Source organism: Bradyrhizobium sp. GW821-FHT13H06, from assembly GCF_058803975.1.
In genome coordinates this window covers 759,827-773,483 of the sequence record NZ_JBXAPN010000001.1, presented here as the reverse complement: position 1 = coordinate 773,483, position 13,657 = coordinate 759,827, and the positions used below count along the sequence as shown (strand labels likewise).

General features: G+C 65.7%; 15 protein-coding genes. 7 read left to right on the top strand and 8 right to left on the bottom strand.

The window, feature by feature from the left end; genetic code table 11:
• Position 1 precedes the first annotated feature (1 nt).
• The 3 genes from AC1RQP_RS03685 to AC1RQP_RS03675 all read right to left on the bottom strand — a co-directional run bounded on the left by AC1RQP_RS03685 (position 2) and on the right by AC1RQP_RS03675 (position 2,702).
• Positions 2-430 (bottom strand): cupin domain-containing protein, encoded by a 429-nt coding sequence (locus AC1RQP_RS03685; protein WP_492935963.1) that lies wholly within the window; start codon positions 428-430, stop codon positions 2-4.
• A 50-nt stretch (positions 431-480) separates the two neighbouring features.
• On the bottom strand, positions 481-1,224 hold the full coding sequence (locus tag AC1RQP_RS03680) for an SDR family oxidoreductase (protein WP_239623453.1): 744 nt from the start codon (positions 1,222-1,224) through the stop codon (positions 481-483).
• A gap of 401 nt (positions 1,225-1,625) precedes the next feature.
• A complete protein-coding gene (locus AC1RQP_RS03675; RefSeq protein ID WP_492935962.1) occupies positions 1,626-2,702 on the bottom strand; it encodes a methyl-accepting chemotaxis protein in 1,077 nt (358 codons plus the stop codon).
• 283 nt (positions 2,703-2,985) lie between these two features.
• On the opposite strand from AC1RQP_RS03675, the gene recJ reads away from it, so the two are divergent.
• The 3 genes from recJ (at position 2,986) to AC1RQP_RS03660 (ending at position 6,623) form a co-directional block, all read left to right on the top strand.
• Positions 2,986-4,827: a single-stranded-DNA-specific exonuclease RecJ gene (gene recJ, locus AC1RQP_RS03670; RefSeq protein WP_492935961.1), complete on the top strand. Its 1,842-nt coding sequence runs from the start codon at positions 2,986-2,988 to the stop codon at positions 4,825-4,827.
• A gap of 92 nt (positions 4,828-4,919) precedes the next feature.
• A complete protein-coding gene (locus AC1RQP_RS03665; RefSeq protein ID WP_492935960.1) occupies positions 4,920-5,729 on the top strand; it encodes an SDR family NAD(P)-dependent oxidoreductase in 810 nt (269 codons plus the stop codon).
• 96 nt (positions 5,730-5,825) lie between these two features.
• Entirely contained in the window at positions 5,826-6,623 is a 798-nt protein-coding gene (locus tag AC1RQP_RS03660) for an aldolase (protein ID WP_492935959.1), read from the top strand.
• Positions 6,624-6,727: 104 nt separating this feature from the next.
• On the opposite strand, the gene AC1RQP_RS03655 is transcribed toward AC1RQP_RS03660, so the two are convergent.
• Positions 6,728-7,957, bottom strand: a complete 1,230-nt coding sequence (locus tag AC1RQP_RS03655; protein ID WP_492935958.1) for a lytic murein transglycosylase — start codon at positions 7,955-7,957, stop codon at positions 6,728-6,730.
• Positions 7,958-8,103: 146 nt separating this feature from the next.
• Here AC1RQP_RS03655 and AC1RQP_RS03650 point away from each other — a divergent pair, with 146 nt between their 5' ends.
• Positions 8,104-8,361: a hypothetical protein gene (locus tag AC1RQP_RS03650; protein WP_492935957.1), complete on the top strand. Its 258-nt coding sequence runs from the start codon at positions 8,104-8,106 to the stop codon at positions 8,359-8,361.
• A gap of 67 nt (positions 8,362-8,428) precedes the next feature.
• Positions 8,429-8,680 carry a hypothetical protein gene (locus tag AC1RQP_RS03645; RefSeq protein ID WP_492935956.1) on the top strand — a complete coding sequence of 84 codons (252 nt, stop codon included), beginning with the start codon at positions 8,429-8,431 and terminating at the stop codon, positions 8,678-8,680.
• 53 nt (positions 8,681-8,733) lie between these two features.
• On the opposite strand, the gene AC1RQP_RS03640 is transcribed toward AC1RQP_RS03645, so the two are convergent.
• Positions 8,734-9,261, bottom strand: coding sequence for a MarR family winged helix-turn-helix transcriptional regulator (locus tag AC1RQP_RS03640; protein WP_492935955.1), 528 nt, complete (start codon positions 9,259-9,261; stop codon positions 8,734-8,736).
• Positions 9,262-9,321: 60 nt separating this feature from the next.
• Between AC1RQP_RS03640 and AC1RQP_RS03635 the strand changes: the two genes are divergently transcribed.
• Entirely contained in the window at positions 9,322-9,801 is a 480-nt protein-coding gene (locus AC1RQP_RS03635) for a carboxymuconolactone decarboxylase family protein (RefSeq protein ID WP_492935954.1), read from the top strand.
• Positions 9,802-9,822: 21 nt separating this feature from the next.
• A complete protein-coding gene (locus tag AC1RQP_RS03630) occupies positions 9,823-10,326 on the top strand; it encodes a cupin domain-containing protein (RefSeq protein WP_492935953.1) in 504 nt (167 codons plus the stop codon).
• A gap of 27 nt (positions 10,327-10,353) precedes the next feature.
• On the opposite strand, the gene AC1RQP_RS03625 is transcribed toward AC1RQP_RS03630, so the two are convergent.
• From AC1RQP_RS03625 to efp, 3 genes are all read right to left on the bottom strand, one after another.
• A complete protein-coding gene (locus AC1RQP_RS03625; RefSeq protein ID WP_492935952.1) occupies positions 10,354-11,340 on the bottom strand; it encodes a DUF808 domain-containing protein in 987 nt (328 codons plus the stop codon).
• An 83-nt stretch (positions 11,341-11,423) separates the two neighbouring features.
• A complete protein-coding gene (locus tag AC1RQP_RS03620) occupies positions 11,424-13,025 on the bottom strand; it encodes a M23 family peptidase (RefSeq protein ID WP_492935951.1) in 1,602 nt (533 codons plus the stop codon).
• A gap of 44 nt (positions 13,026-13,069) precedes the next feature.
• Positions 13,070-13,636, bottom strand: coding sequence for an elongation factor P (gene efp / locus AC1RQP_RS03615; RefSeq protein ID WP_212373478.1), 567 nt, complete (start codon positions 13,634-13,636; stop codon positions 13,070-13,072).
• Between the last annotated feature and the right edge of the window lie 21 nt (positions 13,637-13,657).

Below are 13,657 nucleotides of genomic sequence, written 5' to 3'. Positions count from 1 at the left end.
GTTACTTCGCGATCGGCGTCGTCAACTCCTTGTCGGTCGTATCCACCACGAACACGGCAAGCAGCTTCGCGGGCTCGCTATTGCTGGCATTGGCGCTGACGGCGTGGTGGTCACCGGGCCTTTCAGAGAAGTTCTCTCCCTTGTGAAAGACCTTGGCCGGGCCATCATTGACCTGACTGCGGATCGCTCCTTCGAGGACCGTGGCATAGATGAAGGCGGACGGCGCGTGAATGTGGGCCGGCGAGGAGCCTCCGGGGCCGTACTCGACCAGCACGCCCTTCATGCTCTTGCCGGGGACATTTGGCAGCGCCTGGTCAAAGACGATCGTGACCTTGGCCAAGGGGGTGGCCGAGGGAGCGGCGGTCTCGGCTGCATGGGCCGCCAGGAAGGATGCGACATAAACCGCGGTTGCGATCAGCAATCTACGCATGGGATTTCCCCTTCTTTGCCATTTCCATCGTGGTTGAGTTTGGCGGAGCTTCAGAGGCTCGCGAGCCATGTTGCGAGCGGCGTTGTCCCCAGCCGCGCCTCGCCGAGCGGGGTGAGCGACTTGTCGTCAATGAGGGCGCCGTAATAGGGCGCCTTCGGATCCCCCACCACTGGGCGGACATCGCCGGATGCCTTCAGGCGCCGTGCGATGAATTCATTGAAGGGGGCCTTCTCGGGTCCTGCGATATCGATCGTGCCGTTGAGCGGCCGACCCGTCGCGACCTCCGCGAGGCGGTCGACGACGTCGTCGGCCGCGATTGGCTGAAACTGGGCCGTAGGAACGATGATCTTGCCGTCGATCACCCCGGTTTCGGCGATGGCGCCGAGAAATTCGAAGAACTGGGTGGCGCGCACGATCGAGTAGGGGACCGAGGCGGACTTGATGATGGTTTCCTGCGCCAGCTTGGCACGGAAATAGGCGTTGTCGGGTGCGCGGTCGGTACCCACGATCGAGAGCGCCACGTGATGTTTCACGCCTGCTGCGGCCTCTGCCGCGCCGAGATTCCTGCTCGACCGCTGGAAGAAGTCGAGCACGGCAGCCGGCTCCCAGGACGGCGCGTTGGCGACATCGACGACGACATCCGCGCCCGCCAGCGCCGCGGAAAGGCCTTCGCCGGTCACGGCGTTCACGCCTGATTTCGGCGAGGCTGCCACCGCCTCGTGGCCCTGCTGTTTGAGCTTCGCGACGAGCTTCGATCCGATCAAGCCGGTTCCGCCGATCACGACGATCTTCATGGCATGTCTCCTCGGTCTATCGGAGCGCGAGACGAACCAGGGGAGCTCGCGCTGTCACGTCGATCAACGTGATGCGAAGCGACTCTATGCGAGCCATGGCGCCGGCTCTTGCCTGTAACGGGCGAGCCTTGCCGGAAAATGCTTCAGAAGCTGGGCTGCGATATCACAAGATCGCATCGGAAGGGATCAGTCCCTCATGCCGTGAACACAACCTGCGATGATCCTAGATTGCCAGTGTTTTGCCCGACGTGTCAAAGCGTTTTGACGGAGGCAGGACGGCAGGGAAGCCCTTGAGAAACACCAATGAAAACAACCCTCGGGCTACTGTGCATGGGGTTGTTTTCCAGGATTTTGAGCGGGCAGGCGAGAACGATCGGTTTCGCGAGCGGCCGCTGCCCGCCTCAGGCCCCGCAGACGATCACGCCATACCAGCCGAGGCCCCGGTAGGTCTCGTAGCCTGGCGTCGCATGGAAGGCGAACATCGTGCCGGAGCGGTCCTGATAGAAGCCGGAACGCTGGCCATCCAGCGACAGCGAGATGCGCTCGCTGAGGATGCCCTGGCCGTCGGAGGCGGCGATCACGCGAAAATTCGAGTCGACCAGCAGCACGCGGGCCTTGTCGCTGTCGCCCACACGGACTCCTTGCACGATGGCGCGGGCCTGCGGCTCCCAGTCGAAATGGATGGCGAGCACGCCGATCGGCGCGCCATTGGCCTGGCCGCCGTCGCGGACGCTGGCGCAATAGGTCGCGACCTGCGCGTTGCCGAGCAGCGGCTGGTTCTCGACGTCGCCGGCGACATAGTCGTCGCCGGAGCGCAAGGACCGCGCCTCGCGAAACCATCTGGTGTGGGCGACGTTCTGGCCGACGACGCGAAAGCGGTCGGAGCGGCCGTTGGCGATGACGTTGCCGTCGAGATCGCAGAGCCAGAGGTCGAGATAGACCGTGTAGGCACCCAGGATCACGCCGAGGCGCTGCGAGGCATGGGAGACCGCCGCAGCGCCCGGCGAGGCCGCGCAATCGACCACGGCGGAATCGGTCGCCCACCAGCGCACGTCGCAGGTGCGCTCATAGAGATTGCGGTCGATCAGCTCGATGGCATTGAGCGACAGGTCGACCATGCGCTCGCCGCGCGAACGCTGGCTCATGCGCTCGATCGAGGAGACGAGATCGCCGGTGCGTTTCGTCAATTGGGTTTCGAGCTCGCGGGCGATGGTCTCGACCTGCTGGCCGACTCCGCGCACCTCCTGCGCCACCACCGCAAAGCCCGCGCCTTGCGCGCCTGCGCGCGAGCTCTCGATCAGCGCGTTCAGCGCCAGCATCTTCATCTGATTGGTGATCTGCTGGATCGACTTGGTCTTGTCGATCGCGATCTGGTTGACCTCCGCAGTGAGGCGATTGATCAGCGCGGAGATGTCGGAATCATCGTCCGTGGCTTCGGGGGCAATCGGCTTGGCTTTCAGACCCAGCGCAGCAGACATCGGGGAGCTTCCCTTGGCAATGAGGCCTGATCTGCAATGAACGGGGAACAACGACTTACAGATCGAATACGATTCTTTTTCGAAGATTCCGCCTAACGCCTGCTTAATTTGCTGTTCGGCGGAATGCCTAAATGGTAGTCACCCCGGCCGGGCGGCCATCCACCGCTTTGTGCGGTCGGGCCGTTGCAAATCCGGGCCGATTGCCGGCCAATCCTCCGGAAAGCCAGTCACCGTGCGTCCGCGTGATCGCCTGGACCCTGAGCTCCAACAAGTTGCATCCGCCATGACGCCGCCCGCCACCGCCTTGCCCGTCGAAGCGCCCCAGGCTTTCCTGGGCGTGGCGCGTTCGCTGACCGACAAGCTCTGGCGCGACCGGCTGGACGGGCGCGGGGCGGCGCAGGCGCTCGCCATCGTGCAGCGGCACCAGCTGCCGGAGCTGCTGGCGCGGGTGCTGGCCGGCCGCGGGATCGATATCGACGCGGTGCCCGACTTCCTCGATCCGACCATCCGAAAGCTGCTGCCGGACCCGTTCACCGTGACGGAGATGGAAGCTGCCGCCAAGCGGATCGCCGATGCCGCGGCGAGGGGCGAGAAGGTCGCGATCTTCGGCGACTACGACGTCGACGGCGCCACCTCGGCGGCGCTGCTCGCCTGGCACCTGCGCCATTGCGGGCTCGATCCGCTGATCCATATTCCCGACCGGATATTCGAAGGCTACGGCCCCAATACCGAGGCGGTGCGGGCGCTCGCCGCCAAGGGCGCGACGCTGCTCGTTACAGTCGATTGCGGCACCACCAGCATCGAGCCGCTCGCTGAAGCAAAACGTCTCGGCATGTCCGTGGTCGTGATCGACCACCACCAATGCGGGCTCGATCTCCCCGAAGTCGATGCGCTGGTCAATCCGAACCGCCCTGACGATCTCTCCGGCCTCGGTCATCTCGCCGCCGTCGGCCTCGTGCTGGTGACGCTGGTCGCCGTGAACCGCGAGCTGCGCCAGCGCGGCTTCTGGACCTCCGAGATGCCGGAGCCGGATCTGCTGGGCATGCTGCATCACGTCGCGCTCGGCACCGTCGCCGACGTGGCGCCGCTGATCGGTCTCAACCGCGCCTTCGTGGCCAAGGGCCTGATCGCGATGCGACGGCGCGACCATGTCGGGCATACCGCACTGATGGACGTAGCGCGGCTCAACGGCCCGCCGGAGGCCTGGCATCTCGGCTTCATGCTGGGGCCGCGCGTCAATGCCGGCGGCCGCATCGGCCGCGCCGATCTCGGCGTGCGGTTGCTGCTGGAAGGCGACAGCGTCGAGGCTGCGCGGATCGCGGCGGAGCTCGATCGCCTCAACAGCGAGCGCCGCGTCATCGAGCAGGCCGCCGAAGCCCAGGCCGAAGCCGAGGCACTGGCTTCGATCGGGCTGGAGGACAAGCTCGCCGTGATCGTCACGGCCTCGGAAGGCTGGCATCCCGGGGTGGTCGGCCTCGTCGCCTCCCGCCTGAAGGAGAAGTTCTCGCGGCCTGCCTTTGCCATTGCGCTGGAGCCCGGCGGCATCGGCACCGGCTCGGGCCGTTCGATCGCCGGCGTCGATCTCGGCAAGGCAGTGCGGCAGGCGGTTGCCGACGGCATCCTGCTCAAGGGCGGCGGCCATGCGATGGCCGCCGGCGTCACGCTGCGGAAAGACAAGCTCGCCGAATTCCGCGCCTATCTCGAAAACGCGCTGGCACGCGATGTCGCGGAGGCGCGCCACGTCAACGAACTCTATATCGACGGCGCGGTCTCCGCACGTGCTGTGACGCCGGAGCTTGCGGCGACGCTCAACCGTGCCGGTCCCTTCGGCAGCGGCAACCCGGAGCCCGTGCTGGCATTGCCGGCGCACCAACTCGTGTTCGCCGACGAGGTCGGCCAGGCGCATCTGCGCCTGCGTTTCAAGTCGGGCGACGGCGCCATGGTCAACGGCATCGCGTTCCGTTCGGTCGGCCAGAAGCTCGGCAATGCGCTGCTCGCCAATCGAGGCCAGCAGCTGCATGTCGCGGGCTCGCTCTCGGTCGACCGCTACCAAGGCGCCGAGCGCGTGCAATTCCGCGTCGTCGACGTCGCGCTACCGGACCAGGGGCCATCCGTGATTAGATAGCGCATGATCCGGAAAAGTGCGAAGCGGTTTTCCGACAAGGATCATGTGCGAAATATAACGGCCAACAACAACAAGAAACAATGGGAGTGAACATGACAGGGCAGGTTGAGGGCAAGGTCGCACTGGTGACCGGCGGCGCTTCCGGCATCGGCGAGGCCATCGTCGAGCTGTTTGCGCGCGAAGGCGCCGCGGTCGTCATCACCGATATCGACGAGCTGCGCGGCCCGGAGCTCGCCAAGCGTGTTACAGGCGCCGGCGGCAAGGCGATCTTCCTGGAGCAGGACGTCACCAGCGAGGAGCGCTGGGTGGAGGTCGTCGCCGACATCGCGAAGCGCTACGGCCGGCTCGACATCATGGTCTCCAACGCCGGCATCGGCATCGCCGTGCCCTCGATCGTCGACATGACGCTCGCTGACTGGCGCAAGCAGAATGCGATCAATCTCGATGGCGTGTTCCTCTCGGTCAAGCATTGCCTGCCCTTGATGCGCAAGACCGGCGGCGGCTCGATCGTCATGATGTCGTCGCTGGCGGGCCTGCGCGGCTCGCCCGGGTTGTCGGCCTATTCGGCGACCAAGGGCGGCGTGCGGCTGTTCGCCAAGTCGATCGCGATGGAGTGCGCGGCGGCGGGCGACGGCATCCGCGTCAACTCGGTTCACCCTGGCATCATCGATACCCCGATCTGGGGCAAGATCCCGACGGGAGCGACCGGCGCCGGCCAGAACGCGCCGATCGATCCGGAGGAGCGCGCCCGCGTCGTCACGCCGCTCGGCCGCGCTGGCCATGCCGCGGAGATCGCCTCCGGCGTGCTGTATCTCGCGTCCGATGCCTCGCGCTACGTCACCGGCAGCGAGCTCGTCATCGACGGCGGCATGAACGCGGGCGGCGTGCCGCGGCGAACCTGAGCCGCGCAGGGCAGGGCGGCGGTTGCAGGGGCTGACGCGCAGCCCCAGTCCCTGTACAAGGCTGGCAGCTCCCGACCGACAGAGGTGTCCTTCGCCATGGCGCACAGCCTTCACGCTTCCTCACCCGCGCCCGCTCCATTCCGCTCCAACCGGCCGGACCTCGCGACCGACGCGATCCGCACCGCGCGCGAGGATCTGGCCGCCTGTTTCCGCATGGCGGCGCGCAACGGTTTCGAGGAAGGCATCTGCAACCACTTCTCGGCCGTCGTGCCCGGCCATGATGATCTGTTCCTCGTCAATCCCTATGGCTACGCCTTCCGCGAGCTGACCGCATCGAAGCTTTTGATCTGCGACTTCCATGGCAACGTGCTCGACGGCGAGGGCGTGCCGGAGGCGACCGCCTTCTACATTCATGCCGAGATGCACAAGCGCCTGCCGCGCGCCAAGGTCGCCTTCCACACCCACATGCCCTATGCCACGGCGCTGTCGATGACCGAGGGCGATCCCCTGATCTGGGCCGGCCAGACCGCGCTGAAATTCTACGGCCGCACCGCCGTGGATCGCGACTACAACGGCCTTGCGCTCGACAACGGTGAAGGGGCGCGCATAGCCTCCGCCGTCGGCGATGCCGACATCGTCTTCATGAAGCATCACGGCGTGATGGTGCTGGCGCCGACCATCGCAGAGGCCTGGGACGATCTCTATTACCTCGAACGCGCCGCCGAGGTGCAGGTGCTGGCGATGTCGACGGGGCGAAAGGTGTTGCCGGTCGATCCCGCGATTGCGGCCGCGACTTACAAGCAGATGCGCGAAGGCGATGCCGAATCCGCGCGGCTGCATTTGGCCGCGATCCGTCGGCAGCTCGATGCGGAGGAGCCGCAGTATCGGCATTGACCACTTGTGTCATTCCGGGGCGAGGCGGAGCCTCGAACCCGGAATCCGGAGATGTGGCGCGAGATTCCGGGTTCTCGCTACGCGAACCCCGGAATGACGGGTACCTACGAGCCCTGCCGCAGCTTCGCCAGCACCTTCAGCCCGCCATAGCCATCCGGCGGCGTGATGCCGGCGCGCTGCTGAAAATCCTTCACCGCCTTCATCGTGTCGTTGCCGACGCGGCCGTCGGTGCCGCCGGTATCGAAGCCGGCCTTGGTCAGGCGCGTCTGCATCTCCTGCACCTCGGCCAGCGTCAGCGCACGCTCGGAGCCGGGAAAGGGCTGGATGAAGGGTGGCGCTCCCAGGCAGCGGTCGCCGAGATGGCAGATCGCCAGCGCATAGTTCATGGAAGGGTTATAGCTCTTCACCGAATAGAAATTCGGTCCGAGCAGGAAGGTCGGCCCGCCCGCAACCGGCGTCCACATCTGCGCGGATGCGTTCGGCTGCGGAAACGGCTGGCCGTCGGCACGGGTCACGCCCGCCGCCTGCCACGCCGCGTAGGTGCGGCTTCCGCTCATGCTGCCGGGCGTGCGCACCTCGTAGCCCCAATGCTCGCCGCGATGCCACTTGCCGCGGTTGACGAGATACTTTGCCGTCGAGCCCAGCGCGTCGTCGGGCTTGCCGAATGGCGACACCTTGCCGTCGCCATCATAGTCGATGCCGACGTTGAGCCAGACCTCCGGCATCCATTGCGAATGTCCCATCGCGCCGGCCCACGAGCCGCGCATCTCCTCGGGAGTGCTCCAGCCCTTGTCGACGATGCGCAAGGCGTTGATCAACTCGGTCTCCCAATAGGCCTTGCGGCGTGGCTCGTTCCAGGCGAGCGCTGCGAGCGAGGGAAACACCGGCCTCATGTGGTTCTGCTGCACCAGGGGATCGCCATAGGCGGACTCGACGCCCCACAGCGCCAGCAGCGTGCCGCGTTCGACGCCGAAATCGCGCTCGATGCGCGCAAGCAGCGCCTCGTTGTTCTTCAGCGCGATCTTGCCGTTGATGATGCGCCAGTCCGAGACGCGGCGGTTGATGTATTGCCAGAGCTGCTCGTTGAATTCCGGCTGGTTGCGCATCTGCTTGAATACGCTCATGTCCGGCTCGACCCGCCCCATCGCGCGCTGCCACGTCGCGGCTGAAATACCTTTCGCCATCGCGCGGGCGCGAAAGCTCTCGCGCCATTCGTCGAAGCCCGGAGGCGCGGCGAGAGCGCTTGTCGGGACGGCGAGCAAGGCGGCTGCACCGAACGCCGATTGGAGCAGGGCGCGGCGAGTTGGGCGAGGCGAGGAATCAGCGTGCATCATGGGCGCATTCTAGCCGGAAACATGGCGCGTGTGAGTCGGTTCCTGGAACGGCAGCGATGTGAGAATTCTGCCTGATTGCGTCAGCGGTTCCCACCGGAACAAGTGTCGCACTCCCGCATTCCCTCCACACCAGGAAGGAGGAGAAGATGAGGAAATATCTGCTTGTCGCAGCCATGGTCACCGCCGTCGCAGCGCCTGTGTTCGCCGACGAGGTCGGCGTTCACGTCGGCCCGGCGGGCGCAGGCATAACGGTCGGCCAGTCGCACGAATATCGTGAGCGCGACCGCGACCACGACCGCACCACCGTCATCAGGGAACGCGAGCCCGCCGGCCGCACCACGGTGATCAAGAAGGAAGATGAATTCGGCAACCGCAGCAAGACCGTCATTCACGACAACGATTGACGGAGCAGGGTCCCGGCTTGATGCCGGGGCCTTCCTTCGCACGATCGGCAAATCGAATCGGGGTCGAATGAAGATACGCACACATGCGGAAAGCCATGTCGTCGAGCTCGACGACGGATCGCAGTGGCAGATTTTCCCCGGCGATCTCGCGACCACGCTGAGCTGGAAGCCGGAAACCGACTTGCGTCTCGAGCAAAGCCGTGACCGGATGAGTTCGCACGTGCTGGTGAATACCGCCGATCAAAGCCGCGTGCGGGTGATCGCGGCGAACGAGACCTGGCCCGACGGCGAGGTCAAGAACGCGTTGAAGGGCGGATAGGCGCGCTGCTGCTGCGGAAGAGGCGGCAATCAACGACCGCGAATGTCGGTCGCCTAGTCCCCCTGCAGATCCTTCGCGATTCCGGCAAGCCAGCGCCGGATCGTGGTTTCCGCCCTTGAATCCAAATCCCGAGCCAGGCGCTTCTCCAATTCGAGCACACGCTGCCGGCACGCGTTCAACAGCGTCGCGCCGCGCGGCGTCAGCGTCCATTGCAGGATGCGGCCATGGACGGGATGAGGTGTCATCACAATCGCGCCGTCGCGTTCGAGATTGCGGACAATGACACCGACGGTCTGGGGCGTCAGGAAAGTGAGGCGGGCGACATCGGCCCCCGACAAGCCCGGATAGGCGTTGAGCATCGTCAATACCGCGAATTGCGGCGACGTCACGCCGAGATCGGCGAGAGTCCGTTCCATCGTCAGGCGAACCGCGGCATGGGCCTGACGCAGGAGATAGCCGAGATAGCCCTGCTCGCCGCGCTTGCCTTCGCCGGGAGCGGGGACACGCGTGGCGCCGACGGCAGGCGCGGGTGCGTTGCGCACGTTTTTCAGTCTTGTGCTGGCAGCGGTCTTGCGCGGCATATCAGAGCTCTTATAAGATATAACAGCACTTATAACAATAACATTCCGAGGTGAACGGCAATGTCACATGCCCGCAGCGAATACGAGGATTTCAAGAGGGTCGCGCCGGACGCGTATGATCTGGTGCTGACGCTGGGCCAGCTGGCCGGGAAGGCCGGCCTCGACAAGCAGCTGCTCGAGCTCGTCAAGCTGCGCGCCTCGCAGATCAACGGCTGCGCCTTCTGCGTGCAACACCACGTCCTGCTGTCGGAACGGATCGGCGTTCCTGTCGACAAGCTCCATCTGGTCGCGGTCTGGCGCGAGGCGCCGATCTTTTCGCCGCGCGAGCGCGCGGCCCTGGCCTGGGCCGAGGCGCTGACCTGTCTGCCCGATGGCGTCAGCGAGGAGGTCTACGCCGAAGCCTCTGGCGAATTCTCCGAGACGGAACTGACGTACCTGACGTCGGCGGTCGCCTCGATCAACGTCTGGAACCGTTTCGGCGCGGCGTTTCGCTGGACGCCGGCAAAGCGGCCGGTCGCAGCCGCTGCAGCTGCATCCTGAGGGGAACAAGGGGAGGTCACGATGACAGCCATGAGCTTTTCTGCCGTGCAGCGCCCGACGCCATCGCGTTCAACGGCGCTTGCCGTCGTCGCAGGGCTCGCCTGCGCGCTTGCGATCGGCAAGGTGCTGCCGGTGACGATCGACAGTGTATCCGGAGTGCTGGCGCCGCTCTGCGCCACGGCGGCGGAGAGCTCGCCGCTCGACAAGGTCGAGCCGATCGGCTCCTACGCGCTTCCCAACGTCCCGGGCAAGCGCGTCACCATCGTGCGCGTGTCCTACGGTCCCGGCGGATTTTCGCGGCCGCACCGTCACTCGGGATCCGTCACCGCCTACATCACCAAGGGGGAGATTCGCTCGCAGCTCGGCGGCGGCCCGGTCGAGACGTTCGGCGTTGGCCAGTCCTTCTTCGAGCCGCCCGGCTCGACGCATCTGGTCTCGGCCAATGCCAGTATGACTGAGCCGGCGGAGTTGATCGCGGTGTTCGTCGCAGACGAGGGCGCGCAACTGACGACGTTCCTGGAGTAGCTGCAGGCGCAATCCGCCACCGCATGTTCAGCCCGATCGCGATCGCCTCAACCGTTTCCATGCCGGTGCGAGACCGTATTCGACGGCCGGAATCGCAAGTGCGCCGACAAGGAGTCCAAGCACGCCCGAGATGGCTGCCTCGACCGACCATTCGATGACGCCCGCAACGGAGGGAAGGAGGTGTGCGGCAGCCTCGGTGGCGGCATGGACGGTGTGGCCGACCACGGGTGGGCCGTAGTTTTCGATGCCGTGCAGGATGATGCCGCCGCCGACCCAGATCATGGCGGCGGTGCCGATGGTGCTCAGCACGGCCAGGAAGATGGGCATGCCGCGGACGAGCGCGCGTCCAAGCAAGCGGATTCCGCTGCCGATGATCGAGGTGCCGTCATAGCGCGCAAGGGCCATGCCGACATCGTCCGCCTTCACGATCAGGGCCACCACGCCGTAGACCCCGACGGTGATGCAGAGGCCGACCAGCGCCAGCACCAGCGCCTGCGTCCAGATGCTGCCCGCCGGGAGGGCCGCCAGCGTGATCGCCATGATCTCCGCCGACAGGATGAAGTCCGTCTTGATGGCGCTCGAGACCTTCTCGTCCTCGACCGACCGGGCATTCAACGCAATTGGCTGCAGCTGAGCTTCGTGGTGGTGCGCATGATGCGGCAGCACGGCTTCGAGCACCTTTTCGGCGCCCTCGTAGCAGAGAAAGGCTCCGCCCAGCATGAGCAGCGGCGTGACCGCGGCGGGAAGGAAGTAGCCAAGCAGCAGGGCAATGGGAAGCAGAATCAGTAATTTGTTGCGCAGCGATCCGGCCGCAATCTTGCCGACGATCGGCAGCTCGCGTTTCGAGGCAAAGCCGATGACGTAGTTCGGCGTGACGGCGGCGTCGTCGATGACCACGCCTGCCGCCTTCGTGCCCGCTTTGGCGGCCTGGCTTGCCACGTCGTCGAGCGAGGCTGCTGCCACCTTTGCAATCGCCGCGACATCGTCGAGAAGACCGATCAGTCCGACACTCATGAACCGTGTCCCTTCTTCGTTGAGCCGGCGGGTGTGCGCGACGACACGCTCTTGCGCCGCCCGGCATCGGAGCGAGCAAGCCGTCAATTGTCCTCGCCGCTCGATCCCTCGCGCAGGTCCGGCTTGATCACGTCCTCCGGCAGCGCATGGGCGACCGGCTGCGCCGTGCCTGCGATCTCCGGGCCGACTTCGCGGCCGCGGGCGCGGATCAGGCGCTCATAGGCCGAGACCAGCGTGACGTAGGGGCTGACCCAGATCCAGCCGTCGCGTGTGAACACCTGCGCATCGAAATGCAGGTGCATCGACGTGCCGGCGGGATGGTCGAGATAGTTCGAGATCACACCGATCTTCTCGCCTTCGGTGACGATGCGGCCATTGAGCACGCCATCGGCGTTCAACGCGTGCGGGTTCATATGCATGTAGCGGAAACGGATGTGCTCGGTGCGGCTGTTGACTTGAAGTGTCGCGGCCTGGTCCTTGGCTCCGCGGATGACGATCGCGTCACGCACGGCGACGACGGCGCGCTGCTTGGGATCGCAGGGCTCGCGGCCTTCACCGGGCGCCGGGCAGTCCGCGGCGCGGATGTCCTCGCCCTGGTGGCCGTAGCCTCCGCCGCACTGCCACACCTCGAAACTGCGCGACTCGCAGAAATTGTCGCGCCAGGGATAGGCGGTCGGACCTTCGCTCTTGTCGCGCCTGCCGTAGGATTGCGAGCGGACGAAGGCGGGCGCTTTCTCGAGGGGAAAGCGGATCTGGGCATAGGCCATCAGATCGGGATGGCCGCCTTGCTTGCGGTAGCCGGTGTTCGGAATGATGTCTCCGCTCGGCCGGTAGCTGAAGTCCGGTGAACGTCCCGCGGGACGGTCGAGGACGTTGGAGGCAATGTCCATCAACGGCCGCATGCGCTGGCCACCGGCGATACGCAGGGCCTTCAAGAAGCGCTCGGCGACTGGATAGGCTTCCTTGCAGGCGAGCCGCCGCGGCTTGGCGATGCTGTCGAGGCACTGGATCGACACCACATAGGCGACGCCGAAGCGGGTGAAAGCATAGCGCACATAGCCTTCCCGGATGAATCTGCGCAGGTCCGGGTAGGTTGCCGCGAGTGGCTTGACTGGCTCGCCCTTGCCGCCGGCTGGATCGGCGATGTCATAGACGAGCGCCGAGCCCGTGATCTGCACCTCGACCGGCCTTGCGAATACCCGGCTCGGCATACCCTCGCCGGCGCCGGGCTCGAACGAGAAGGTCGCGCTGTAGCCCGCCGGTCCGGCATCGAACATGTCGACGGGATTGAAGTCTGCCTGGTAGCGCGACAGCGTGAGCGACGCCGGCGCGCCGCTGCGCTGCGCCTCGAGGTACGCGGCAGCGTCGAACGGCAGCAGCACGGGTACGGGGCTTCGGGTGATGCCGGTGAAGAAGCGCGAGGAGATCGCGTTGAGCTGCACCAGCGCGGGCATCGCGCGCGGATCGTAGCGCGGCACCGAACGGCGGGGTGCGAAGATGAAGTCGCCCGCAATCTGCGGGCGACTGTTGATCTCGACACGGAGCTGGTCGAGCGCTGCGCGCCAGTCGACGCGCAGGGCCGTGAGCGAGGGGCCGCGGAATTCATCCGCCGCGACCGGCGCTGCAGGGAGGAGCGACAGCGACGCCAGGAGAAGCGGGACGAACCGGAAACTCTTCCTGCTCACTGCCTCGCCCCCGGCGGTACCTGTTTCGATCCTCGATTGCCCGCTTAGTCCTTGGCGCGCTCGGAATAGGAGCCGTCTTCGGTCATCACCACGATGCGGGTGCCGACCGAGATGTGCGGCGGCACGGTGGTGCGCACGCCGTTGGAGAGCACCGCGGGCTTGTAGGATGACGATGCGGTCTGGCCCTTGGTCACCGGCTCGGTCTCGACCACTTCCAGCGTCACGCGCTGCGGCAGCGCGATCGAGACCGGGTTGGTGTCGTGCATGGACAGCTTGACCGTCATGCTCTCCTGGAGATACGCGGCGGCATCGCCGACGACGTCCTTCGAGACCTGGACCTGGTCGTAGGTCTCAGGGTTCATGAAGTGGTAGCCGTCGCCATCCTCATAGAGGTAGGTGTAATTGCGCTCTTCGATCGTGGCCTTTTCGACCTGGTCGGTGGTCTTGTAGCGTTCGGAGATCTTTACCCCGTCCGAGATTCGGCGCATTTCGATCTGGCTGACCGGGGTGCCCTTGCCGGGATGGATGTTCTCGGCGCTCACGACGACATAAAGCTTGCCGTCTTGCTCGATCACGTTGCCCTTGCGAATAGAACTGGCGATGACTCTCAAAGCTGTATTTCCTGCTTGCTT

Bases quoted from the DNA above. Each gene is read 5' to 3' on its own strand.
- AC1RQP_RS03665 (WP_492935960.1), top strand. From the start codon at position 4,920: ATGACAGGGCAGGTTGAGGGCAAGGTCGCACTGGTGACCGGCGGCGCT.
- AC1RQP_RS03650 (WP_492935957.1), top strand. From the start codon at position 8,104: ATGAGGAAATATCTGCTTGTCGCAGCCATGGTCACCGCCGTCGCAGCG.
- AC1RQP_RS03640 (WP_492935955.1), bottom strand. From the start codon at position 9,261: ATGCCGCGCAAGACCGCTGCCAGCACAAGACTGAAAAACGTGCGCAAC.
- AC1RQP_RS03685 (WP_492935963.1), bottom strand. From the start codon at position 430: ATGCGTAGATTGCTGATCGCAACCGCGGTTTATGTCGCATCCTTCCTG.
- AC1RQP_RS03660 (WP_492935959.1), top strand. From the start codon at position 5,826: ATGGCGCACAGCCTTCACGCTTCCTCACCCGCGCCCGCTCCATTCCGC.
- AC1RQP_RS03625 (WP_492935952.1), bottom strand. From the start codon at position 11,340: ATGAGTGTCGGACTGATCGGTCTTCTCGACGATGTCGCGGCGATTGCA.
- AC1RQP_RS03680 (WP_239623453.1), bottom strand. From the start codon at position 1,224: ATGAAGATCGTCGTGATCGGCGGAACCGGCTTGATCGGATCGAAGCTC.
- AC1RQP_RS03655 (WP_492935958.1), bottom strand. From the start codon at position 7,957: ATGATGCACGCTGATTCCTCGCCTCGCCCAACTCGCCGCGCCCTGCTC.
- AC1RQP_RS03645 (WP_492935956.1), top strand. From the start codon at position 8,429: ATGAAGATACGCACACATGCGGAAAGCCATGTCGTCGAGCTCGACGAC.
- AC1RQP_RS03675 (WP_492935962.1), bottom strand. From the start codon at position 2,702: ATGTCTGCTGCGCTGGGTCTGAAAGCCAAGCCGATTGCCCCCGAAGCC.
- AC1RQP_RS03635 (WP_492935954.1), top strand. From the start codon at position 9,322: ATGTCACATGCCCGCAGCGAATACGAGGATTTCAAGAGGGTCGCGCCG.
- recJ (WP_492935961.1), top strand. From the start codon at position 2,986: ATGACGCCGCCCGCCACCGCCTTGCCCGTCGAAGCGCCCCAGGCTTTC.
- AC1RQP_RS03630 (WP_492935953.1), top strand. From the start codon at position 9,823: ATGACAGCCATGAGCTTTTCTGCCGTGCAGCGCCCGACGCCATCGCGT.